Annotated in this window: 30 protein-coding genes; 2 read left to right on the forward strand and 28 right to left on the reverse strand. The window is 36.7% G+C overall.

Translation table 11 applies throughout. The features are described 5' to 3' along the window. Window positions 1-273: 273 nt before the first annotated feature. The 13 genes from ACTQ46_RS01300 to ACTQ46_RS01360 form a co-directional block, all read right to left on the reverse strand. Window positions 274-1,527, reverse strand: coding sequence for an amidohydrolase family protein (locus tag ACTQ46_RS01300; RefSeq protein WP_441746881.1), 1,254 nt, complete (start codon window positions 1,525-1,527; stop codon window positions 274-276). Between the two features lie 12 nt (window positions 1,528-1,539). Then, window positions 1,540-2,841 carry an NCS2 family permease gene (locus ACTQ46_RS01305; protein ID WP_441746882.1) on the reverse strand — a complete coding sequence of 434 codons (1,302 nt, stop codon included), beginning with the start codon at window positions 2,839-2,841 and terminating at the stop codon, window positions 1,540-1,542. Window positions 2,842-3,012: 171 nt separating this feature from the next. Beyond that, entirely contained in the window at window positions 3,013-3,642 is a 630-nt protein-coding gene (locus ACTQ46_RS01310) for an epoxyqueuosine reductase QueH (RefSeq protein WP_441746884.1), read from the reverse strand. Between the two features lie 43 nt (window positions 3,643-3,685). Then, window positions 3,686-4,522: a lipoyl synthase gene (gene lipA, locus ACTQ46_RS01315; protein ID WP_441746886.1), complete on the reverse strand. Its 837-nt coding sequence runs from the start codon at window positions 4,520-4,522 to the stop codon at window positions 3,686-3,688. Between the two features lie 2 nt (window positions 4,523-4,524). Next, window positions 4,525-5,502, reverse strand: a complete 978-nt coding sequence (locus tag ACTQ46_RS01320) for a lipoate--protein ligase (protein ID WP_441746888.1) — start codon at window positions 5,500-5,502, stop codon at window positions 4,525-4,527. Window positions 5,503-5,595: 93 nt separating this feature from the next. After that, window positions 5,596-6,300, reverse strand: coding sequence for a gamma-glutamyl-gamma-aminobutyrate hydrolase family protein (locus ACTQ46_RS01325; RefSeq protein ID WP_441746890.1), 705 nt, complete (start codon window positions 6,298-6,300; stop codon window positions 5,596-5,598). Beyond that, window positions 6,293-6,997 carry a gamma-glutamyl-gamma-aminobutyrate hydrolase family protein gene (locus ACTQ46_RS01330; protein ID WP_441746892.1) on the reverse strand — a complete coding sequence of 235 codons (705 nt, stop codon included), beginning with the start codon at window positions 6,995-6,997 and terminating at the stop codon, window positions 6,293-6,295. The genes ACTQ46_RS01325 and ACTQ46_RS01330 overlap by 8 nt, the downstream gene beginning before the upstream one ends. A gap of 1 nt (window position 6,998) precedes the next feature. Next, complete coding sequence (locus tag ACTQ46_RS01335; protein ID WP_441746894.1) at window positions 6,999-7,427, reverse strand: PPC domain-containing DNA-binding protein; 429 nt, start codon at window positions 7,425-7,427, stop codon at window positions 6,999-7,001. Between the two features lie 59 nt (window positions 7,428-7,486). Beyond that, window positions 7,487-7,984 (reverse strand): QueT transporter family protein, encoded by a 498-nt coding sequence (locus ACTQ46_RS01340; RefSeq protein ID WP_441746895.1) that lies wholly within the window; start codon window positions 7,982-7,984, stop codon window positions 7,487-7,489. Window positions 7,985-8,089: 105 nt separating this feature from the next. Then, a complete protein-coding gene (locus ACTQ46_RS01345) occupies window positions 8,090-8,272 on the reverse strand; it encodes a hypothetical protein (RefSeq protein ID WP_441746897.1) in 183 nt (60 codons plus the stop codon). Next, the gene (locus ACTQ46_RS01350) at window positions 8,273-9,211 is read right to left on the reverse strand and encodes a D-2-hydroxyacid dehydrogenase (protein WP_441746899.1); all 939 of its coding nucleotides are present in this window, start codon (window positions 9,209-9,211) and stop codon (window positions 8,273-8,275) included. A 242-nt stretch (window positions 9,212-9,453) separates the two neighbouring features. Next, entirely contained in the window at window positions 9,454-10,086 is a 633-nt protein-coding gene (locus ACTQ46_RS01355; protein ID WP_441746901.1) for a flavodoxin family protein, read from the reverse strand. Between the two features lie 176 nt (window positions 10,087-10,262). Next, window positions 10,263-10,760: a nitroreductase family protein gene (locus ACTQ46_RS01360; RefSeq protein ID WP_441747202.1), complete on the reverse strand. Its 498-nt coding sequence runs from the start codon at window positions 10,758-10,760 to the stop codon at window positions 10,263-10,265. A 160-nt stretch (window positions 10,761-10,920) separates the two neighbouring features. On the opposite strand from ACTQ46_RS01360, the gene ACTQ46_RS01365 reads away from it, so the two are divergent. Next, entirely contained in the window at window positions 10,921-11,295 is a 375-nt protein-coding gene (locus ACTQ46_RS01365) for a winged helix-turn-helix transcriptional regulator (protein ID WP_441746902.1), read from the forward strand. 193 nt (window positions 11,296-11,488) lie between these two features. Here the strand turns inward: ACTQ46_RS01365 and ACTQ46_RS01370 are convergent, their stop codons facing one another. From ACTQ46_RS01370 to ACTQ46_RS01440, 15 genes are all read right to left on the reverse strand, one after another. After that, the gene (locus tag ACTQ46_RS01370; protein ID WP_441746904.1) at window positions 11,489-13,018 is read right to left on the reverse strand and encodes a YifB family Mg chelatase-like AAA ATPase; all 1,530 of its coding nucleotides are present in this window, start codon (window positions 13,016-13,018) and stop codon (window positions 11,489-11,491) included. A gap of 11 nt (window positions 13,019-13,029) precedes the next feature. Then, a complete protein-coding gene (moaC, locus tag ACTQ46_RS01375) occupies window positions 13,030-13,944 on the reverse strand; it encodes a cyclic pyranopterin monophosphate synthase MoaC (protein WP_441746906.1) in 915 nt (304 codons plus the stop codon). 3 nt (window positions 13,945-13,947) lie between these two features. Beyond that, window positions 13,948-14,895 carry a GTP 3',8-cyclase MoaA gene (gene moaA / locus ACTQ46_RS01380; protein ID WP_441746908.1) on the reverse strand — a complete coding sequence of 316 codons (948 nt, stop codon included), beginning with the start codon at window positions 14,893-14,895 and terminating at the stop codon, window positions 13,948-13,950. Between the two features lie 62 nt (window positions 14,896-14,957). Continuing rightward, a complete protein-coding gene (locus ACTQ46_RS01385) occupies window positions 14,958-15,884 on the reverse strand; it encodes a hypothetical protein (protein ID WP_441746910.1) in 927 nt (308 codons plus the stop codon). Continuing rightward, on the reverse strand, window positions 15,874-16,437 hold the full coding sequence (locus ACTQ46_RS01390) for a PulJ/GspJ family protein (protein ID WP_441746912.1): 564 nt from the start codon (window positions 16,435-16,437) through the stop codon (window positions 15,874-15,876). Before ACTQ46_RS01390 ends, ACTQ46_RS01385 begins: the two co-directional genes overlap by 11 nt. Beyond that, the gene (locus tag ACTQ46_RS01395; RefSeq protein ID WP_441746914.1) at window positions 16,394-16,726 is read right to left on the reverse strand and encodes a type II secretion system protein; all 333 of its coding nucleotides are present in this window, start codon (window positions 16,724-16,726) and stop codon (window positions 16,394-16,396) included. The genes ACTQ46_RS01390 and ACTQ46_RS01395 overlap by 44 nt, the downstream gene beginning before the upstream one ends. 1 nt (window position 16,727) lies before the next feature. Beyond that, a complete protein-coding gene (locus ACTQ46_RS01400; RefSeq protein ID WP_441746916.1) occupies window positions 16,728-17,141 on the reverse strand; it encodes a pilus assembly FimT family protein in 414 nt (137 codons plus the stop codon). Continuing rightward, window positions 17,138-17,866 carry a prepilin peptidase gene (locus ACTQ46_RS01405; protein WP_441747204.1) on the reverse strand — a complete coding sequence of 243 codons (729 nt, stop codon included), beginning with the start codon at window positions 17,864-17,866 and terminating at the stop codon, window positions 17,138-17,140. Before ACTQ46_RS01405 ends, ACTQ46_RS01400 begins: the two co-directional genes overlap by 4 nt. Before the next feature lies 1 nt (window position 17,867). Then, window positions 17,868-18,266, reverse strand: a complete 399-nt coding sequence (locus ACTQ46_RS01410) for a type II secretion system protein (protein ID WP_441746918.1) — start codon at window positions 18,264-18,266, stop codon at window positions 17,868-17,870. A gap of 57 nt (window positions 18,267-18,323) precedes the next feature. After that, window positions 18,324-19,412, reverse strand: a complete 1,089-nt coding sequence (locus ACTQ46_RS01415; RefSeq protein WP_441746920.1) for a type II secretion system F family protein — start codon at window positions 19,410-19,412, stop codon at window positions 18,324-18,326. Between the two features lie 3 nt (window positions 19,413-19,415). Then, entirely contained in the window at window positions 19,416-20,612 is a 1,197-nt protein-coding gene (locus ACTQ46_RS01420; protein ID WP_441746922.1) for a GspE/PulE family protein, read from the reverse strand. Between the two features lie 174 nt (window positions 20,613-20,786). Next, window positions 20,787-20,945: a hypothetical protein gene (locus tag ACTQ46_RS01425; protein ID WP_441746924.1), complete on the reverse strand. Its 159-nt coding sequence runs from the start codon at window positions 20,943-20,945 to the stop codon at window positions 20,787-20,789. A gap of 18 nt (window positions 20,946-20,963) precedes the next feature. After that, a complete protein-coding gene (locus tag ACTQ46_RS01430; RefSeq protein WP_441746925.1) occupies window positions 20,964-21,149 on the reverse strand; it encodes a hypothetical protein in 186 nt (61 codons plus the stop codon). A 1-nt stretch (window position 21,150) separates the two neighbouring features. Then, on the reverse strand, window positions 21,151-22,233 hold the full coding sequence (locus ACTQ46_RS01435) for a threonine synthase (protein ID WP_441746927.1): 1,083 nt from the start codon (window positions 22,231-22,233) through the stop codon (window positions 21,151-21,153). A gap of 49 nt (window positions 22,234-22,282) precedes the next feature. Beyond that, entirely contained in the window at window positions 22,283-22,855 is a 573-nt protein-coding gene (locus ACTQ46_RS01440; protein WP_441746929.1) for a hypothetical protein, read from the reverse strand. A 194-nt stretch (window positions 22,856-23,049) separates the two neighbouring features. On the opposite strand from ACTQ46_RS01440, the gene ACTQ46_RS01445 reads away from it, so the two are divergent. Beyond that, window positions 23,050-23,442 (forward strand): pyridoxamine 5'-phosphate oxidase family protein, encoded by a 393-nt coding sequence (locus tag ACTQ46_RS01445; protein ID WP_441746931.1) that lies wholly within the window; start codon window positions 23,050-23,052, stop codon window positions 23,440-23,442. Window positions 23,443-23,565 lie beyond the last annotated feature (123 nt).

The following is a 23,565-nucleotide window of genomic DNA, read 5'->3' on the forward strand; positions in this document are numbered from 1 at the left end:
AGCTAGGTGCAGCTTATTTATTTCGATAGGATCTAGATAAAAAATAACTTTAAGTTTTTTAGTTTAATAATCATCCTCTTTAATAGTTCTAAGAAGAATGTTTAAAACCGTTTACTGATATAAACAGAAAAATGAGCGTCTTTATCATTTTTCATCATCAACTTCACTCTATCACTCTTACTTTCTTTATTTATTTATTTATTTATTTATTTATTAATATTATCTAATAAAACACAACAAAAAACCGATGTATTTCTACATCGGTAATTTTTATTAATTAAAGGGCTTTTCAATTAAGTTTCCTTCTACAAATCTTTTTATAATATGCTTGTCTTCTCCCATATAAATTACTTTTTCCAATCTTTCTTTTACTGGAATATCCAAGTCTTTTAGATCGGAATCATCGATTACTAAAGCATCAAAGGCATAGTCCTTTTCGAAGCTTCCCACGTTTCCAAAGAATTCCCCGCCGCCTTTTGTTGCGATATAGAAAGCTTCTGAAGTTGTTAGAGGACTTTTATTCTTATCAACGTATAACCAGTACATCTTGCTCACATGTATTGCAGAAGTGATAACCTGCATCATATTAAATGTATGTCCGCCGGCAACATCTGTCCCTAGCCCTACTTTTATATCTCTTTCTAAATATTCTTTGATCGGAGCAAGACCGCTCATTAAATTAAGGTTTGATGTGGGGCAGTGTGCCACATAGACATCTTGTTTTTCCATCATTTTCATCTCTTCTTCTGTACAATATACACAATGTGCTTGAATCGTTGGAGTTGTTCCGAACATATCGTATTTATCATATACGGAACCGTAATTTTCGCTGTCTGGATGAAGCTCTTTTACCCACTCTACTTCTCCCACATTCTCTGAAAGATGAGACTGTACTGGAAGTTTTTCTTCGTTGATAATCTCCTGAAGTCCTTCCATAAGCTCATTTGTACAGCTTGGGACAAACCGAGGTGTTATAATCGGCTTCACTAGTTTTTCATCTCTGTATTTTTCGATAATTTCTCGTGTATCTTTTAAAGAATCTTCTGTTGTTTCTATTAAATCCTCTGTTGAATTTCGATCCATATTTACTTTGCCGATATAAGCGCCTAAACCGGATTCTTTGAACAAATCAAAAAGGATTTCCGTTCCTTCTTTGTGAAGACTTGAGAATACAACGGATCTCATTGAACCGTATCTCCACAAGATTTCAATAAATCTTTTATAGATTTTTCTCGCAAATTCTGGATCTGCATACTTCGCCTCTGTTGGGAAGGTATATTTGTTTAACCATGGAATCAATTCTTCATCATATCCGATTCCGGAATTTGTAAACTGAGGAGCATGAATATGTATATCGTTGAAAGCAGGTATGATTAGCTTCTCCCCAAAATCCTCTACTTCGCAATCCGGTTCTTCTTTTACGATATCTTTTACTTTTCCATCTTCAACAAGAATATAGCTGTCTTCATAAATCGTAAAATCGGATGCATCTTTTGTAAATATTATATTGCCTTTGTAAGCTTTCATATTTTTCTCCTTTTATATAAATATAATTTTTAGGATAAACAAGACTGAAAGTACGATCATCGGAATGGATACTTCCTTCGTTTTCCCTGTTAGTATTTTCAAAAATGTATAACTTAATATTCCCACCATAATCCCGTCAGCTATAGAATAGCTTAATGGCATCATAATTACCGTTAAAAACGCGGGCAGTCCTTCTGTAATATCGGTAAAATCCAGCACCTGAATGACAGACATCATAGAATATCCGACCAGAACTAATACCGGTGTAGTAGCAGTACTTGGGATGGCTAGGAAAATCGGACTTAATAGCAGTGCCAATCCCAGCATAATTGCCGTTACCAATGCAGTTAACCCTGTCTTTCCTCCTTCCTTAATTCCAGCTGCCGACTCGACAGTTGTCCCGATCATGCTTGTACCAAAGATACTAGAAGCAATACTTCCGATAGAATCAGCCAAATAAGAACGGTTGATATGTTGAAGCTTGCCGTTTTCATCTAAAAGATCCGCCTTTGAAGCAAGACCTGCCAAAGTTCCTATCGTATCAAAAATAACAACGAATAGAAAGGTAAAAACACTGATAACCATTTCCACACTTAATATATTTTCAATCGATTCAAATCGAAACATAGTCGGTTCCATTGAAGGAGGCAGACTGACAACTGCCTCCGGCAGCGTTGTGACTCCAAAAAAGATTCCGATTACGGATACTGATAAAATTGTAATAATAAAAGAGCCTTTTACTTTTCTATATTCTAATATTCCTAGTAAAACGATTCCCAATAGGGCTAAATAAACACTGGGCTGATTTAATCGGCCTAGTGTTAAAACAGCACCGCCCGATTCTACGATACCGGCATTTTTCAAACCAATAAAGGTAATAAAAAACCCGATCCCCGCTACCATGCTTAATTTTAAAGATGCAGGTATCAAATCAAACAATAATTCTCTAATTTTAAAAATGGTCATTAATAGAAGCAATATTCCAGAGATAAGACTTGCTGTGATGGCAAATTCCACACTTTTTCCCATACCCAATATAATTGAAAAGGCGAAAAAGGAATTAATGCCTAAACTCGGTGCCAATGCAAAGGGAAAATTCCCTACAACACCTACAAGAAAGGTTGCTATCAGCGAACTGACAACGGTTGCAGTAAATACAGACTGTCTATCCATACCTACCTCAGACAAGTTCAGCGGAACAACTGCCAATATATAGGCAATAGTCATAAAACTTGTTATTCCTGCAAAGATTTCCGTTCTAAATGATGAATTTCTTTCTTTGATTTTAAAATACTGATTTAATTTTTCTTTCATATCTCTCCCCATGACTTCTATACTATTTTTACATTCCCGGTACCTGAAATGTATCTATATCCTCATGAGTTACTACTATAATTTTACCAAAGCCCTGTATTTCTTCAAATTATTTACACAGGGAACTTGCTTTCCCATAAAACTTGATTCTTGAAAAATAAAAAAGCGGTTCTACCGCTTTTCTATTCTCTCGTCTCTCTCTTTTTTTGAAAAAACACATCCGCAATAGTCCTGCCGATATAAGTCGTAGTCTCTCGATAATTCAAGAGATCTTTGATATCCGCCTTTTTTCTTAAAATCAGAATAGAGATATTTAATATTATACTTTTCTTCCATGACTTGACCGATTTCGTTGAGTTTAGAGGCATTTTTATAAGGACTAATAGAAAGTGTTGTTGTAAAATAATCACAGCCCTTTTCTTTTCCTTTTTTTGCCGCTTCTTCTAAACGAAAACGGTAGCATGAAAAACATCTTTCGGAACCTTCGCCAGAATCTTCCAGACCTTTTACCGAATCGTAAAAATCTTTTGGTTCAAACTCCCCTTCGATCATATGAATAGGATTTGTTTTTTCTATTTTTTCGATGACATCCTTTTGCTCTTCCAGCCTTCTCCAATATTCTTTTTCCGGATAAATATTCGGATTATAATACAAAATAAAGATCTCGAAATACTCTGTCAAGTATTCCAATATATAAGAAGAACAGGGACCGCAGCAGCTGTGAAGGAGCAGCTTTGGCGTACCTTCAATACTTTCCAGCAGCTGATCTAATTTTTTCTGATAGTTGATCTTATTATTCATATTTATACCTCGAAAAAAGAGAGTATTTCTACTCTCTTTTATATTATAATGCTTGTGCGTGATAAGAGCTGCGGACAAAAGGACCTGAAGCTACATGTTTAAACCCTAGTTCATAAGCTCTTGCTTTGTATTCGTCAAATTCTTCTGGAGTTACATATCTTTGTACTTCAAAATGCTCTTTCGTAGGCTGGAGATATTGTCCTATCGTTACCATATCGCAATCAACAGAACGAAGATCTTCTAATGTCTCAAACACTTCTTCTTTTGTTTCTCCCAGCCCTACCATAAAGCCAGACTTAGTTACTAATCCGCTTTCTTTGGCCTGCTTTAAGACATCAAGACTTCTTTCATAATCCCCCTGAGGGCGGACGGTTTTAAAAATAGATCTTACCGCTTCGATATTATGATTAAGAACTTCCGGTTTTTCTACAAATATAATATCAAGAAGTTCCTTTTTAGCATGAAGGTCTGGTATAAGCACCTCTACCGTTACTTCGCTGTTAAGCTTACGAATCTCACGAATCACTTCCGCAAATTGATTTGCTCCTTCATCTTCAAGATCATCTCGTGTTACAGAAGTCACTACAGCATGCTTTAGTTTTAAACGGTCTACAGCTGTGGCTAAATTTCTTGGCTCTTTCGGATCTACTTCCTCTGGACGGGCGCATGTTACATTACAGTATTTGCAGTTTCTTGTACAATTTGCGCCTAATATCATAAATGTGGATGTTTTTCTTTCGTAACACTCCATTTTGTTTGGACAGTTTGCTTCCACACAGACTGTATTTAAATTCAAGTCGGATAAAAGATCTTCTACCGCCATAAACTTTCCGCTTCCGCGTACTTTAATTTTCATCCACTCCGGTTTCTTTAAAACCATATTTATACCTCACCTTCCTGAAATAAGTCATTAATAATATCTTCTTTCTGAGCCCCTTGAATATAATCGTTTATATCTATTTGACTCAATACATTTGTGATTTCTTTGATTTCAAAGAGCTGTCCTCTTAAAAGGTCTTCCAAGCCGCTGATATTTTTCCTGCCGAAAAAATCGCCGTTGATTTTTATCTCTTTAATTCTTCCTTTAGACACATTGATTCCGTATTCCACAAGGCCAAAGGGATGTTTTTCAATAATATCAACTGAAAACTTTGGATTTTGTCCAAAATTCCATTCTTTCGACTCAAAGCGCTCCTTTTGAATCTTTAAAACCTGTTCTTCAATATCTTTTGGATCGTATCTTTCTATAATACCATATTCTTTGCAGATTTCTTCTTCTAATACATCCATAAATTCCTGAATCGTTTTATCTGTATATTCTTTTAAAAACCCTACTCTCGATTTTACTGAAGAAACATTTTTTCCTTCAAACTTTTTCTTATTCGGCGTTAGACAATTCTGAAGATTATACATATCTACACTAAAAAGAATCGTTCCATGATGAAGAACACGATTGCCTTGATGATATTGGGCATTTCCAGAAAATTTTCTTCCATCGATAACCATATCATTTCTGCCTGTAAATTCTGCATTAATATTCAGTTTTTTTAAAGCATTGATAATCGGAGCTGCAAAATATTTAAAGGAGTCCCCTTCTTGCTCTCTTGTTATGAAGGTATACTGCATATTCTCAAGATCTGTATAGATCGTACCGCCTCCGGAAAGCCTTCTAACGATGTGGATTCCTTTATCATTGCAGTACTCGATATCTACTTCCTTATATACATTTTGATTGCGCCCCACAAGAACGGTAGGTTCATTTTGCCATAATATAAAAACATCTTCGCCAGTACTCAGCAAGTACTCTTCAAGGGCATGGTTGTATGCCGGATTTTTTGATTTATTTTCAACTAGGATCATAATAGCTACTTCCTTTCAATAGAATACTGCAATCGGAAAAGGATTACAGCCTCATTCTATTTTACACAGCTTTTCAAAAGCTTTCAACTTTTACTATAGATTGGACGCAAAATATTTATAAATATCTTTGAATTTTAAATTATCTTGAATAAGCTCTGGATGAAACTGCACTCCTAGAATAAACTGATCCTCATTTTTATATTCTACCGCTTCGATAATCCCGTCACCTGCACGTGCCGTAGCTTTTAAATCTCCTGCCAGTTTTCGTATCGCTTGATGATGATAGCTGTTGACTAATGTTTTCCTGCCAAAGATCTTCTCCATATGGCTGCCTTCTTCCATATAGATATTATGATAGTAGGCAATTTTTTTATCTTCTCGGAAACTATGAACCATTACATCTTCTTTCTGTTCATAAATATCCTGATAAAGATCCCCGCCTAGATACACATTTAGAAGCTGCATCCCTCTGCAGATTGCAAGGATAGGCACTTTTCTTTCCATCGCTCTCTTGAGAATATTCATTTCTACAATGTCTCTTCTTGGATTTGTATCCCAAAGATAGCGCTGAGGATCTTCCCCATATAGATGAGGAGAGATATCAGACCCTCCTATTAGCAAAATACCATCTACAAGATTGAGATAGTGATTTACTTTTTCCATCTCTTCAATCTGAGGGAAAACTATGGGAACGGCCCCTGCCCTTTCAATCATTTCTGAAAAAGCTGTATTAATACTTTGATATTTTAATCCGCAGATAATATCCGACCAGCATAAAATTCCTATAAACTTACTCATGATATTTCTTCACCTCTTCGAAAAAATCATTGAAAATTCTTTTTGCCCCATCTCCCGTCATCTGTTCCGGATGGAACTGTACACCATGAAGGTATCCCTCTCCTTTGTACTCTATAGATTCTATTAACTGATCGTCGGCATAGGAGGTGGCTATAAGATCTCTGCCAAGATCCTTAATCCCTTGATGATGAATGGAATTTACAATCGGCCTTTCCCCTAAACATCGTCTTGCAATGCTTCCTTCTTTCGTTGTGATAAAATGTTTGGTTTCTTTTATTTCTCTATTTCGATGATGAATCACCGCCGCATCTTCCAAGGAAAGATGCTGATGAAGAGTTCCCCCGAAATAGACATTTATAATCTGAAGCCCTCTGCAGATCCCTAAAATGGGTATCTTTCTCTCTAAAGACTTTTCAATTAGTTTTAATTCAAACTGGTCTCTCGTAAGATGAAAATCAAGACTTTCAAGGGTTGGATTTTCTCCATAAGTTAACGGAGATACATCGATGCCGCCTTGAATCACAACCCCGTCAATTCGGTCTAAAATATCATCCATCCAATCCGTACATTCTAATATGGGAAATAATATAGGTGCAAATCCATTAACATTAAGTGCATTCAGATAGGTTTCCCTTACTGTTAATATTGGACTGAATTCACCTTCCATGACCGATCCTGATATACCAATGGTCTTCACATTATTCACCTCGAAATTCCATGAGGTTCAATCCGATTTCTTCGCTAAAATCACGATCCACTTCCACATCCACTGCTTGGATAAAAATCTCTCCTGTTGCTGAAATAACCGCAGAATTTAAATGCCCTCCATGGAGATTTAAATCTTCATCGGAAAAAGCCATATGGAAATGCCCATAAGGTTCCCTTTTCATATGGCTGAAATTCCCAGAAAGAGATACAATTTCTAAATGTCCTTCAAATTGTTTTGAAAAATATTCTTTGTTATCTGTATTAAAGTATCCTATTTCAATTTCCCCGCAAGCTCCGATACCCGAAACGATACCTGTCTTTATTTTTTCTTCTTCGCAAATATTTATAATACTTTCTACAAGCTCTTCACCCTTCTCCAAACGAATAATAAGAGTGTCGCCTTTTCTAGTCTTAAACATAGTATCCTCCTTTACTGAACAATATCAGTATTTTAGTATATCATATTTCAAGGCTCTCTTTAGCTTCTAAAGCTCTTTTTATCATTTAATTCCAGCATATTTACAAAAGATTTGTTTTTCGTTAAAACTTTAAATAAGGGAACACCGATAATCGTTACGATAATAAACTGGGAGAGCATAATCTGCCCTGTTACAACGAAAAAATTCAACGGTTCGCTGCTCATTAAGGCAATCTGCACACCCACTAGAATATTCGTAATCGCAGGCATTAAAGAAGCCAGCCAAATATTTTTCATCCGGCTCATAATTACTGCTGCTAGAAAACTTGCAAAAGATCCGACAATAATATCCACAATTCCAAAAGGACTGGCGATATTCGCTAGAATACACCCGACTGTAATTCCCCAGATATATTCCTTATTGTAAAAAGGCAGAAGGGTCATTACTTCTGATACCCGAAACTGCAGAGGACCGTAAGATATCCCCGATAAAACAATCGTTAAAACCATATAAATCGCTGCTACAGCAGCCTGTCTTGCTAAAAACCTTGTATTCATAATTCCTCCTCATAAAAAAAGCCGCATCAAAATGACGCAGCCATCCTGATTTTTAAAGTGGGTTCCAAGAAAACACTTCTATTCCTATCCTATTATGACTTAAAACTATTGATCCTTCCACCTTTTTATACTTCTGTATACTGCTATAATCTCTATTATAAGCCATAAACCTAATAATATCTTAATCGGAAGAGCTAAATTTGTAATAACAATCGCCGCTGTCAGCGCTAGGACTAGTGTTGCGTCCGTTATCAATCTTATCAATAATTCGTTCTGAAGTTTCATCATCTATTCTCCTACTCTATTCTGAGGACTACCTTCGAGAAAAGCTTTTAAGTTTTCATAACTGATATTTATAATTCGTTCCCTCGCCTCTTTCGCCACCCAGGCTATATGAGGGGTGATTAAGAGATTTTGAGCATCAAGAAGAGGATTTCTCTTCTCAATAGGTTCTTTTGAAACAACATCAACAGCAGCTCCCTTTATCTTTCCTTCATTTAGAGCCTGTTTTAAATCTTCTTCCTCTACAAGACCGCCTCTGGCAACATTGATAAAATAGGCTTCCTTTTTCATTCGATCAAAGAATTCTTTGTTTGCAAATCTTTTATTCTCTTCTGTCAGATTGCAGTGAAGAGTTACAATATCCGACTGCGTAAGAAGCTCTTCTAAAGAAACTTCTCTTTCTGAGTTTTCTATCCCATTATTAACTAAAACCTTCATTTTAAAGGCCTTGGCAAGCTCGCAAACCCTCTTTCCAATTCTCCCATAGCCGATGATGCCTAAAGTTTTCCCTTGTAATTCAAAGGGATTATTCAGCCAAAAGCAGTACCCGCTTTCCTCGTTCCATCTGCCTTCTCTAATAGCTGTATCATGTTTATCAAACTCATGGCTTAACTGAAGAATAAGCCCGAAGGTATATTCTGCCACAATATCTGTTCCATATTCCGGACAATTGCTGATAACAATATTTCCTTTTCTACAGGCCTCTACATCGATTACATCGTAGCCTGTTCCTGTTACTCCGATATACCGAATCTTTGGACAGCTTTTTAAGAAGGCTTCATCTATCCTCGTCTTATTGATCAATACAGCATCTGCATCTTCGCAGGCTTTCAAAGCTTCAGGTTCGTTATCTTGAAAAACTTCGACTTCGCCAAACTCCTCAAACTTTTTCCAAGATAAATCTCCAGGATTTACAAATTTCGAATCTGTTACAACTATTTTCATTCCGCTCTCCCTACTGATCTGTTTCAGTGTTATACATCGTTTTATTATGCTTTAAAACTTTCACCCTAGCCTCTATAGGACTAAAATCTCTTATAAAATTGTTTTTATTTTATATTTTCTAGAAACCAAAACCGTTCTCGAAATCTCGTTGTTGATTTTAACAGCTGTTTTTATTGTAACACGAGGATAAAAATAATAAAAAGCAGCCTATTCTAGTGAACAGACTGCACTGGTTTGAAGTATTATTTGCTCAAGGAAACACCCATATTGAAAGCATTTTCTAAATCGATAGGAAATTTCTCTTCATGAACATCCTTCTTCACCTCTTCGTTAAAGCCGCTCATATCAAACTTCGTATAATCCTTTACTTGGAGGGTGTTAAACACCGGATATAAAGAAACATCGCCGTTTAGCATACGAAATTCATTCGCATAATCTTCGAACTCTTTCTTGTACAACTGCTCATAAAACTTTTCTGTTGCGTTCATCGTCAAAAACATTCCAACATCTACTTTCCCTTTAAAATAGCTGCTGTAATCATCATAGGAAAGGGATGTAAAGTGCAGCCTCTCCATAAAAGCAAAATATTGACTTGTAGGTCTCCCTAAATAGATGGGACTGCCTATAAAAAGAACATCTGAGGAAAAGACCTTGTCGATAACAGGGGAAAGATCGTCTTTCCAATAACAGCGGCATCTTTCAACATCTTTTCTTTTGCACAGCATGCAGCTTCTGCATCCAGTAAAGTTCAAACCATACAGATCGATATACTCGACTTCTGCACCGGCAGATTCTGCTCCTTTCAGTGCTGATTTAAGTAATTTTGCAGTATTCCAGTTTTTACGCGGACTGCAATTTAACGCAAGTACCTTCATCTATACAACTCCTTTTATTATAAAAATTATTTATTATGTTAAGATAAATCAGCTGCTTTTTACGGCTCAATATCATTTCCTTCAATCCAAGGTTTTGGAAAATCCCCTATAAAAACAAAAATATTTATTCACCGAATCCTAACAATAGGTTTTTCTAACTGACTTTAACCTGATCACTATAACTCAAAAAACATATCCGCTTTTTCTTTTTTCTCATAGTGCCATTTTGCCTTTTTCCCACTGGGATCAGGGTACCCTATTTGCATGAACGCAACCATTTCGCACTCTTTCATTTCCGGAAAATACTCTTTTTGTTTTTCAGTGTCGAATGATGACACCCAGACACATCCTAATCCCAGATCCGCCGCCGCATACCATACAGATGTTGCCGCGATACTAGCATCAACGATTCCCATATCTTTTTGGTCGCTTTCTCTTATCCAAGCTTCTCCTGGAACAAAACCTATCGCAATAGATAGGGGTGCATTATAATGAAATTTTGTAATTTCCTTCAACTTGTCTAACTTTTCATCGCTTTGAACCACCCAGACACGTATCGGCTGATGATTCTCTGCACTTGGTGCCAGGTGTATGATATCAATCAGCGCTTCAATTTTCTCATCTTCGACTTTTTTCTCTAAAACTTTCTGCAGGAATATCTTTCCTCTGCCAATTTACTAAATTCCATTTTACCCTCCATATAATAAGTATTCCATAGTACTATAAAACGTTGACTTCTCGCTTAATTGCAACTAGAGTTAGTATATCAAGTAGAAACAAATAGACAAGTACGCACATTTTTGTTTCTTTAAATTATATGAAGGGAAAATAACCATGGCGAAAAAGAAACTCGTTTTTGAAAATCCATATGAAGAAAAATGCCCTATCCTTTATGCGATGTCGTTGATAGGGGGCAAGTGGAAAATTCCCATACTATGGCATCTAGCACATTACAAAATACTTCATTATAATGAGCTAAAGCGGCATTTAAATGGTATATCAAACACTGTGCTTACACGATGTCTCCAGGAGTTAGAACAAAATTATATCATTATCCGAAAATCCAAAGGTTCAGTCCCTCCCTCAGTTACATATGAACTTACTGACTCGGGAAAAGAACTAATCCCTGCATTAATTGATCTTTACAACTGGGGCGATATTCATCAATATAAGCTAGTACCCTTAAATAAAGATCAGGCAGAGATATAAACCAATCATAGCAGCAGATAAAATTTGAGGTGGATACAATACATTTCTATCCTTTCCTGTGTTCTTCATTTATATAATGGAGAATTTCACTTTTACCCCCCTCTATCGGGAATCATTATTTTCATTTAAGAATTTCAGTACATGTGTTCCTATGCAGCCGGAAGACTATATCCTGGATAATATGCTTATACTATTAACCCCAGTACTTTTGATCGATCGTCCGATAGCGTATCGCTTCCATAAGATGAGCTGATTTTATCTCTTCGCTTCCTTCTAAGTCCGCTATGGTTCTTGTAAGTTTTAGAATCTTATTAAAGGAACGGGCGGAAAATTTATACTTTTGAAAAGCCGTCTGGATTACCTTTTCCAGCTCTTCTGAAAGAACTACATACTTTCGAATCTGCCTTGAACTCATAAGACCGTTTGTAGAAATATTCTCCTTTTCGAAACGCTTCTTTTGGATATCTCGTGCTTTCTGGACACGCTCTCGAATCGCATCGGAACTTTCTTCCTTGCCTTTATCTGTAAGTTCCGAAAACTTTACCGGCTGAACTTCTACATGAATATCGATCCGATCAAGAATCGGGCGGCTTACTTTATTCAGATATTTTTGAATTTGCCCCGCAGAGCAGTTACACTCGTGGTTCGGATCTCCATTGTAGCCGCAGGGACAGGGATTCATTCCTGCTATAAAGAGAAAATTTGCAGGATAGGTCAAACTTGCTTGGGCTCTTGCGATTGTAATATTCTTTTCTTCTAAGGGCTGTCTTAGCACTTCTATCGTGGATTTGCTGAATTCTGGAAGTTCGTCTAAAAACAATGCTCCGTTATGAGCCAAGGAAATTTCTCCCGGCTTCGGTATTCTTCCTCCCCCGATAATCGAAACACTGGAGGATGTATGATGGGGATCTCTAAAGGGTCTATGTATAATCATTTTCCTTTTTCCAAGCTCCCCGGATACAGAATAGATCTTTGTACATTCGATAGCTTCTTCAAAGGTCATCTTCGGCAGAATGGAAGGCAGTCTCATGGCTGCCATAGTTTTCCCGGAGCCAGGCGGTCCGATCATCAAAAGATTATGTTCTCCTGCCGCTGCAATTTCCATAGCCCTTTTGAGCATAAGCTGCCCTTTAATATCGCTAAAATCGATATCAAAGACTTCCCTGTTTTCAAACTCAAAGAGCCCGTCGGATACAAAAGGCTCGATCTTTCTTTCCCCATTCAGATACTCTACAACTTCCTTTAAATCCTCAACGCAAATCAGTTCAATCCCCTTGACCATAGAGCTTTCTTCTTTGTTTTCTAAAGGAATGATACACTTTTTAAGCCCTAAACTCTGCAGTGAAATAATCATGGGAAGAGCCCCTTCAACTGGAAGGATCCTTCCGTCTAAAGAAAGCTCACCAAGAAAAGCCACCTCTTCTGAAGGCGGCTCGATAATTTCTCCCATAGCAGTAAGGATTGAAACAGCAATGGTCAGGTCCATTTGAGAACCTTCCTTTTTTAGATTTGCCGGTGCAAGATTTATAGTCAGCCTCCCCCTTGGAAAACTATGACCGATGTTTGCAATGGCAGCCCTTACTCTTTCTTTAGACTCTTTAATCGAAGTATCCGGAAGCCCTACCATATTAAAAGACCGAAGTCCCTTTGAGATATCAGCCTCCACTTCGATTTTATATCCTGTTAAGCCCTGGAGCACACAGGTGTTAATCTTAGAATACATTATTTACCTCACTATAAATCTAAAATTCTGATTTCATCTCCTTGGCGAACTTCTCCTTCATGAAGGACTTTAGCAAAGATCCCTTCCGTAGGCATAATGCAGTTTCCTACCTTTTGTTTAATAGCGCATCCTTTATGGCACTCTTTCCCGATCTGAGTGACTTCCATAACAGCAGAGCCCATCGTGAAAACTGTTCCTACCGGCAGTTCAAAGAGTACTAACCCTTCTGTTGTAATATTTTCCGCAAAATCGCCATGCTTTAAGTCGGGAAGACCCATAGCCTTCATTTTATCGATACTTTCTTGAGAAAGAAGGCTGACCTGGCGATGCCATTTTCCGCCGTGGGCATCTCCTTCTATTCCAAAATCCACCTTCAATTTCCCTACTTCTACTGGCGTCTTGATCACACCTTTTCTTTCACTAATGTTCACCTCTAAAACTTTTCCGATCTTGTTAGAATCCGAAGCCTTAAAATGGCCGGATCGTCCGCCCTCTTTTTCAAGAAGTCTTAAAGAGTCGATACGCATTTCTCTGTCTATTGCCTTGCACATGTCATAAATCGTAAGGGCCGCCATAGCACAAGCATTTAAACTTTCCATTTCAATTCCTGTTTTTCCAGTGGTATCTGCACTTGCAAAAATTTCTATCGACTGGTCGTGGATCTCAAAATCAAGATCTACTCCCGTAATTAAAATATTATGGCACATAGGAATATTCTGGCTTGTATTCTTCGCAGCCATAATCCCAGCCACTTGTGCTACAGAAAGCACGTCTCCCTTTGCTATGGAACCTTCTTTTATTTTATCTGCTGTTTCTTTTTTCATGTGAATTGTACAAGCAGCAGTTGCTCTTCTTTTTGTATCTTCTTTTTCTGAGACGTCTACCATTCTAGGAAGTCCCTTTTCGTTAAAATGTGTTAGTTCCATCTATTATCCTCCGATAGTATTCATTTGATCTGGGTTGTAATCTCCATCTTCTAAATGATGAGATTCCGGTTTGTCGAAAATTGCATCCCTTAATAATTGTTCTACATCCTCTCCTTCCCGAAGAGGCTTTAAAAGATCAATTCTCTTTGTTGAGTGAAGGCATAACAAAATGCTTCCTTTGCAGTCGAGTCTTATCCGATTGCAGTTCGCACAGAAGGTGCAGGACACAGGATTGATAAAGCCTATTTCACCCTTGCCTCCGTCGATCTTATAATATTTTGCAGGACTGGATATATCCTTTGGAGGAATGGGAATCAATTTGAATTTCTCGATGATTTCTTCATTCGAAACAAATTGATCTTTATATTTCAGTGCTTCCCCTAAAGGCATCAGTTCTATAAAACGGACTGTAATCTCTTCATCTTTAGTCATTTCAATAAAGTCTTGTACTTCGTCGTAATTGAAATCTCTCATCACCACTACATTAAGCTTAATGGGAAGAAGACCAACCCTTTTCGCCTCTTTCATCCCTTCAAGGACCTTTTCCAAATCCCCGCCTCGTGTATTTTCTTTAAATTTCACAGGATCTAAAGTGTCCAGACTAATGTTGACACGGTCAAGACCTGCTTCTTTTAAAGCCTTCGCTTTTTCTTTTAATAAAATACCGTTGGTTGTCATAGCGATCTGCTCTATACCGATTTCCTTAAGCCCTTTGATCAGTTCAATATTACCCCTTTTAACGAGCGGTTCTCCGCCGGTTAAACGAACTTTCCGTATCCCCAGGTCGTAGAAAATCTTTGCAATTTTCAAATATTCTTCAATTGTCATCACATCTTCGTGATCCACATAATCGATCCCCGTTTCAGGCATACAATATTTGCAGCGAAGATTGCATTTATCTGTTAGAGAAATTCTTAAATAATTGATTTCCCGATTAAACTGATCTTTCATAATTATCACCTAAAGACATTATACCACAAGAAATACAGCGATAGGGTATTAATTGCAACACCCTAATAAGAATAGGAAGTGTGATAGATCAGCTCTTTCTCTTTTCGAAAAATATTTTTATAAGGATCCATAAACTCCTGTTTGAATTCTAAGACCATACCGCTGTTTTCACCTAATAGTTTGCCAAATACAGACAAATTTTCCTTTACATTATTTTCATAATTAAAGTACATCCCATTCCAATTTGTTTTTGCAAGAAATCGGGTATCTCCTCGGTCTACAGCGATTCCTTCCATATTGATCTCTTCTATTCCAGCAAAAAGAATCCTTTCTCCATCCATAAAAACCGGCCCGCTAATGGGTTTTCCTGATTCCCGAGCCTCTTGCCACAACGCTTCCGGATTTTCAGATTCTTCATATTTTTCCAATAGAGCAAGATAATCCTCTTCATCGATAGTATAGACATTCCCTTCCTGTGAAAAAAGCACAGCTTTGTCTTCAATTCTTGTTAAGCTGTTAAGGGTTATACTAGACAGCAGCTCCTCCATCTCTATAGAATCCATAGCGTGGAAAGGGGTTTCTTCTTCTAAAGCAGGGATTGGCAGATCTCTTGCAAGCAGATGGAAATTAAAAGTTTGTTTTATGCCTTTTCCCTCTATTTTAAAAGAAAGCTGCAGTTCATTGCCGGATATTTTCTTATGAGTTATTATCAAATTATGTACCCCTAACGTCTCATTGCTGTAAGGTGTTGTACCGACTTCTTCCGCTTTATCATTTCCTAACAAATCTTTAAAATATTTCATTTTTATTTCATCTTCTAATAGAAATGCTGCTATGGATTCTCCCTTTAGCCTCTCCTGTTCCATCGATAACTGATGTGTACTGATCCTATTATGAGAGCGTATGGAGACTATCATAAAGGTAATAATCGTAAACAATAGCAGTCCTATAAGTAAAGCAAATATTGAAATATAGCCTTTACGTTTCATTGATCTTATCTCCCACATACACCTCCATGCTATAGCTCCTATTATCTGTCGTTGTTATATTTAGGCGGATCATATGGCGGCTGCTATCGTAATAGCTTCCCTGAAGAGAGGAAATTTCTTCGGCAATAATATTATTTCCTTTGTTGATATCGCCTGCCTCTGTAAACGGTTTATCTGTTTTCAATGTTCTTCTTCTTAGTTTTTCGCGATTTAGGGTATATAAGACAAACTGCCTCTCTTCCTTTGTTTCCCCATAAGGTTTTATCTCTAATATAAATCCCAAATCCTCCCCGGAAGTATGATTTTTATCCTTTACACTATGTATCTTATAAGAACGATTAATTTCCCTTTCGATATAATCCACAGCTCCTCTGCCGTTAAAAAGCAGCTGATCTCTTTGAACTGTAAAATCCATTAAATCAATAGAAAACCCCAACAGCCGAACCAATATCATGATCAGTATAAAACTAATGGAGATCGCCGTTAATACTTCAATCAGGGTAAAGCCTTTAGCGGCGGAGAAAGACTTCAAGTTCCATTCTTTTATTTTCATCATCTACCACCCCGACAGTTAGTTTCTTAAGTCCCTCTATCTCTTCCGTTCGATAATCATAAGAAAAATCTTCATGACTTTCTACTCCTGTTTCAGGATCTCTATTCTCCAGCATATTTCCTTTAACTCTTGCCATCACAGATTTTAAATACAGAATCTGCCGAACCTTTTCATGTGTGTCTTCTTCAAGAGTTAAAGCTCTATTAATATTGGGCAGCGTCAACATAGCAATAAGTCCCAATATAAACAAACCCACTAAAACTTCTGTTAATGTAAATCCTCTTCTCATATTATTTGCTCCAACGAATATAGCCAGTTCCCGGCTGTATAGTTATTTCATACTCTCTATTTTTACCAACAAAAATCAAAGTTTCTCCTCTGTCTGGCGCTCCGCTTTTTAAAAATTCAACCTTGCCAATCGACTTTGCTCTTCTTATATATGTATACTTTTTACCATCTGAAAAATCCTCACTGGATAAAACAACAATGAAATTACCCCCCTCATCCGTAAAATTTACATAGGTTCTTTTACCTGATGAAATTGCTTTGTTTCTGGAAAATCTTAACTGATTAACCATCGTTCTTATCTCAACCTTCTCGGATATTTCTGTAAAGAAATCAAAACGCATAACGGCTACAGATACCAGGATTCCTATTAAAGAAATCACTAAAAGAAGTTCTAATAATGTAAAGCCTTTTTTCATAACCCCCACCCCAAAAAATAATAAATCGGAATATTTAATGGCAGATACAAAATGTAAGCTGCGGTTATTATTGGAACAAGGGGAATTTCATCTTTCCGGTCTCTTCCCGTCATCAAAAGAAACAATCCAACAATCCCCCCTAGTATGGAAAAGAGCAGAAAAAAACCAAATCCTTCTAATAATGTCATATTCATTCCGATTAAGATAAATATTGAGATATCCCCTGTTCCGATATATTTTTCTTTTTGGAGTGTAAAGAAGGATAATAGAAACAGCGATATAAAGACTGCCATTTTTACCCAGCTAACCTCTTTCATTATCCCTTGTAAAACAAAAAGCAGACATAAAATTACCAAATCCTGTAAATAAACTTCTCCTGATGTGTAATCGATCCGAGCCATGGCAACTAAAACACTGATACTAAAAAAATATAGCAGTCCTTCTGCTATTGGATAATAGAGGAATAACAGTACTGCCATAACACCATGAATCATTTCAAAGACTGTATATTCTAGAGGGATTGTACTGCCGCAAAATCTGCATTTCCCTTGTTGAAATACATATCCCAAGACTGGTACCAGCTGCCATCCATAAAGTTTTCTTCCGCAATTATCGCAATGAGAAGGAGGCCACAGGAGAGATTCTCCTGCAATCCTTCTCGATACATAGACATTGAAAAAACTGCCCCAAATAAGTCCAAAAGTAAAAGCGATAAGATAAATCATATTAATCAAGCGCTACTGCCGCTGGAGTAACATTGACTGTACCATCTGCCTCAATTTCCACTGTATAATAATCAGGAGTGACATCGGTTTTATCATTATTTTTTGCTCCTTTTGGCACCTTAATCTCTTCTGGTTTGTCTACATATTCTTTGATCTTTTCCCCTGCTTCTGAACCAGTCACCCATGTTTCTTCCTTGGCTCCTTCATTCGCTATGTAATTCTGTGCTGCGCCTTCTAAAATCCGAACATTAGAATTATGAGCTGTTGTTGCTGATTTTGCTCTCGATTCGTTGTATCTCGGGATGGCAATAGCTGCAAGGATCGCAAGAATAGCTATCACTACGATTAATTCAATAAGCGTAAATCCTCTTTTCTTCCTTTTTAAAACTGCTGCTTTCATATCATAATTTCCTCCTTCATAATATTATCTATATCATCATGAAAAATCATGTTATTTTTAGAAAGAATAGTTGTTAATTAAGTCAAACATCGGTGTGGCGATAGCAATGACGATGTATCCGATCACAACTGCCATCATTATAATCAGCATTGGCTCTAAAATGCTTACAAGGCTTTTTAAAGCATATTCTGTTTCTTTCTCATAAAACACTGCTGTTTCGTCTAATATACCGCCTAGGTCTCCAGTATTTTCCCCTACCCGTATCATAGAGACCAAAATATCCGGAAAGATTTTTTTACCGCTGAACGTCCTCCAAATATCCTCTCCTTCTGCAATCTTCTCTATCATTCCATACAGCTCTTCTTGATAGTGAAGATTTGATATTCCATCCGCTGTAATCTTTAAAGACTCTAAGAAAGGAATCGCGTTTTTATTTAAAATGGACAAGGTTCTAACCATATGGCCTGTTTGGATTTGAATAAGATATTTTGAAATAAATGGGATAAAAAAGATTATTCTATCCGTCTTCTGTCTGTACCTCTTATTTCTCAACAATATCGCTGCAATCATAATCAGCACAGCAAATATCGCTATAAGAAATATACCGTAATGGTTAAAAAACGAACTTATATCTATTAATATCCGTGTTGATATGGGAAGATTATTTCCAGTATCTTCAAATAAATTCACAAATGTAGGCAGTACATTTTGGAATAAAAAAAACAACACTAAAAACAAAGTGCCTAATAAAATAATAGGATAAGCCAATGCTTGGCTTATCTTTTGTTTCATTTCGTATTCTCTTTCATAATAATAAGACAGCTGCTCTAGTACTACAGATAATCTTCCCGTTTCTTCCCCTGCACGAATCATAGAAAGAAATAAAGAGCCCGGTATTTTTTCACCTTGGAACGCAATTGAAAGACTTTCTCCTTCTAATATTTTCTTATGTACATTTGTTAATATCTTTTGCAGCGATTTTAGTTCTTTTTGAGAACTTAGAAGTGCAAGGGCCTCATCTACACTTACTTTCGCCTTTAAGAGCGCCGAAAACTGGCGGAGAAAAATACTGAGCTGTTTTCGATTTATCCCGAAGGAAATTTCTGTGTTCAGAAGTTTTTGAATAGAACTTCTTTGAATATCCATAACCTACTCCATTTCTACCATTAATCTTGCCACTTCCTCTACCGTGGTTCTTCCCTCTAAAACATAATCCATTCCTTTGTCCAACAACGAACGGATACCCTTCTTCTTTCCTAAGGTTCGAAGAGACTTGCTGTCGGTCTTTTCATGAATTAAATCCATAAAATCCTGATCTATAGGAAGGATTTCCATAATCGCTTCCCGTCCTTTATAACCGCCATGACATCTGTCGCAGCCGACAGCTCTATAAACAGACCCTGTTTTCCCGAATTTTTTTAACAACTGCTGTTCTTTTATATTCGGTTCTTCTTGGACTTTACAATAGGGACAGAGCTTTCTTACAAGGCGCTGCGAAATAATACCATTGATACTTGATTTTAATAAGTACGCTTCAATTCCCATATCCAATAGTCGTACAATTGTAGAATAGGAATCGTTTGTGTGCACTGTAGTAAATATTCTATGACCTGTTATCGCCGCTCGAATAGCTATTTGAGCCGTTTCTAAATCTCGAATCTCCCCGACCATAATTATTTCAGGATCCTGCCTTAAAACAGAACGAAGGGTACTGCTAAATGTCAGCCCGATCTCTTCATGAACTTGAATTTGATTAATACCATCCATTTTATACTCTACAGGATTTTCTATTGTTACGATATTAACTTCTTCTTGATTGAGTTCTCTAATAAGTGAATAAAGTGTAGTTGTCTTTCCGCATCCAGTAGGACCTGCTAAAATGACAATGCCATTTTCATATCGCAAAAGTTCTTCTATCTGCCTGCCATCCTCTTTAGTAATTCCTAAATCCTCTATGGATCTTTGAAATTTTATAGGATCGAGAATTCGAATTACAATTTTCTCTCCTGCTATTGCCGGTATGGATGAAACTCTCATGTCGACTTCCCGTCCTTCTATCTCAAAGGTATATCTCCCGTCCTGAGGTAAACGTTTTTCAGCTATATCCATACCGGACAGAATTTTTATTCTAGCGATGATTCCTGAATGATGTTCTTTTTCCATCAAAAGGTGATTATACAATTTGCCATCTATCCGAAAACGGATTCGAAGCCTGTTTTGATACATTTCAAAATGAATATCCGATGCCTGCTGTTCTATCCCTGAGACTATAATGGTCTCTAACAATCCGGGAATATTTAGCGAACTTTCCGCCTTTTCCTCCACAATTTCTCTTTTAGCAAACACAAAATCACCTACTTTTTAAGATAATTCTACAGTTATTTTTTACCCACTTTCTTTAATTATTCACAAGATAAACTGTTTCTAATATTATATCCAAAATAAGGGAAATCAGCAAAACAATATAACGCCTTAATGCTGATTTCCCTCTCATTTCTACTGCCAGCAGACACTGCCGCCTCAGGTATTGGCTGCAGAAGTCAGGAGGAACCATTGAACCATTAGAATAAAAAGGATCATTGCAGCAAGATGATTGTATCCGTCGAAATCTTTTTTATTCCATTTAGAAAAACCGATTACAAGAAGTCCTGAAAAAAGCATCCCCAATACAATCCCCAACACTCCTCGTATTCCCTGCTAATTAACGAAGGGAAGTATCCTCACTATGGAAGGAAAAAAACCAAAACCGCTTAAAATGCATATCCCTATAAAATAGATACGGTCATTTCGAAAGAACAATACTTTTTTCTCAAAGGTCATCAGCCCATACAATACAAAAGCCCCAATTCTAAAAATATTTCCCAGCTCTAATAAAACATTCATATTATTTCCCTTTTAATCCTGCACCGCAAAGGGAGATTAAACATTCACCGATTTCAAATTCTTTCTGATGTTCTAAATAGGCTCCGTATACCGCAGCTGTAGTCGGTTCTGTATAAGTTCCTTTTTGTGCTAAAAGAGACTGTGCTTTGCCGATAATATTCTCGGAAACCGTTAAAAACTGCAGCTGATGCTTTTTCGCATATTTTAAAATCTCTTCCCCTCTTAAAGGAATTCCGATAGCGATCCCTTCTGCTTTTGTTTTTTTAGGAATGATTTTAGCCGGAGCATTCAGCCCTTCTTTTGCAGCCCTTTCAAGAGGATTGCAGCCTTCGCTTTGCACAGCGTAGATTTTCGGCATTTTTTCAATCAAGCTGCTTCTTTTTAAATCTTCTAATCCTTTCATAATCCCTAAAAACAGTGTTCCGTTTCCTACAGGAATCATAATATTGTCTGGAATCCGCTTTAACTGCTCGAAAACTTCATAGATATATGTTTTCGTTCCTTCATAAAAGAAAGGATTATATACATGGCTTGCATAAAAGATCTGTTCCTTTTCTGCTTTTTCCCGAGCCGCTTCTGCGCAATGATCTCTGGAGCCCGGTATGATATCAACTTTTGCTCCATTGCTTTCAATCATTTCTATTTTCTTTGGAGAAGTCCCTTCTGGAACAAAGATATTGCATTGTATACCGGCTTTTGCAGCATAGGCTGCGATACTATTGCCCGCATTACCGCTGCTATCCTGAATCACTTCTTCTATCCCCAACCTTTTGCAATGGGCTATCAAGGCTGCTGCTCCACGATCTTTAAAAGACAATGTCGGCATCATATAGTCCATTTTAAACAAAAGATCCCCGTCTTTTACAATATCCGTCATCCCTTCTCCTAAGGTGATTTCTCTCCACTCTTCTCCTTCTAACGCCATAAACCTATGATATCGAAATTGATTCCATACACTTTGATCTATATCCTCTTTTTTTAGAATAGGCTCATATTCTAATATCCACAACCCGCCGCATTCGCACTGAAAGGATTTTGTACTGACCTTTTTCTCATGTCCGCATTTTCCGCATCTATATTTCATACTTCACCTTACAAAAAAATCTAATGGCTTCCCATTGGATTTAAAAATTTTATTTAGCATCTTCTTTTAAATATTCTTTTGCCCAATCAAGATCTTCTTTAATATAAGCCATATACTTGTTAATCTCGTTAATTAAGCGGTTTTTAGAAGATTCTTCCTCGGAACCTGTCGAATAAATACTGATTTTTCCCCCATCTTCTAATTTGATTTCAAAATAATATTTAGAATATAGATCTTCCTTAACATTTCCTTTGAAAAGTTCCACATTATCTTTTTCTAAAACTTTTTCAAAAGAATAGATTTTACCGTTAAGATCTCTTCTTGACACCATTTCTACTTCCGGTTCTTCGTTATCATTAAGAATATCAAAACAAGTTTGGCTCCAAACTGGAATATTATTATAGTATTCATCCATTTGTTTTTCGATATCAGAAACTACTTCTTCTTTAGAATTACCTTCTGCGCTGATAACGAAACGAGAATATGGATTTACCTCAAAGAAAAATTCATAGTTGAATTTTGAATCAGAATTATCGATATCCGTAAATACTGAAACTGTTCTAATTCTACCATAAGGCACAACTTTTCTGCTGTTCTCTGCAATCATATGTGATCCTGCCATGATACAACACCCCTTCATATAATAATTTATTTTTGTAGATAATTTATCTTACTTCTTACAGTATATCATATGTCAGAAAATTTAAAATGCTCTTTTTACTGTTCCTCTCTTTTAAGACTCTATTGTGATTGACAGGATGTATCTGGGAAATATATAAAATAGATAGAATGGATAAAAAGAATAAGGAGGGCATGATGAAAAAAGCAGCTTTAACGGACTTAATAAAAAGAGAAGATGTAGTGTTTTTCAATTTCGTAGATCATGGAAATCTCTATTCCAGACCGATGACAGTACACGATAATAAGGATGGCACCATTTTCTTATTAACTTCAAGAAATTCTGAACTGTATCTTCTATTACAAACATTAACTATCGTCAATTTGACTTTAACAAAAGAGAATACTTTTCTTGTATTGCAGGGAAAATATACTTGGAGCCAAGACAAAAAACTAATAGACGAGTATTGGGATGAAATGGCAGAACAATTATTAAAATTACCGAAAGATGATTCATCTGTGACTGTGGTTCAGTTTAAAGTCGAAGAATTCCATTACTGGAAAACTCCTACTGAAAAATCAGCAGAATAATACATATTTTTTCATAAAGAAAGAGTCTTAAAAGGCTCTTTCTTTTTTGAATTTCTCTCATGGGTAAACGGTCATAAATTAGGGTATTATTATAACGAATTAGTACTAGAATGATTGAAAGGA

The sequence above is a fragment of the Gallicola sp. Sow4_E12 genome (genome assembly GCF_052116305.1).
Classification (GTDB): Bacteria; Bacillota; Clostridia; order Tissierellales; family Peptoniphilaceae; genus JBQKLI01.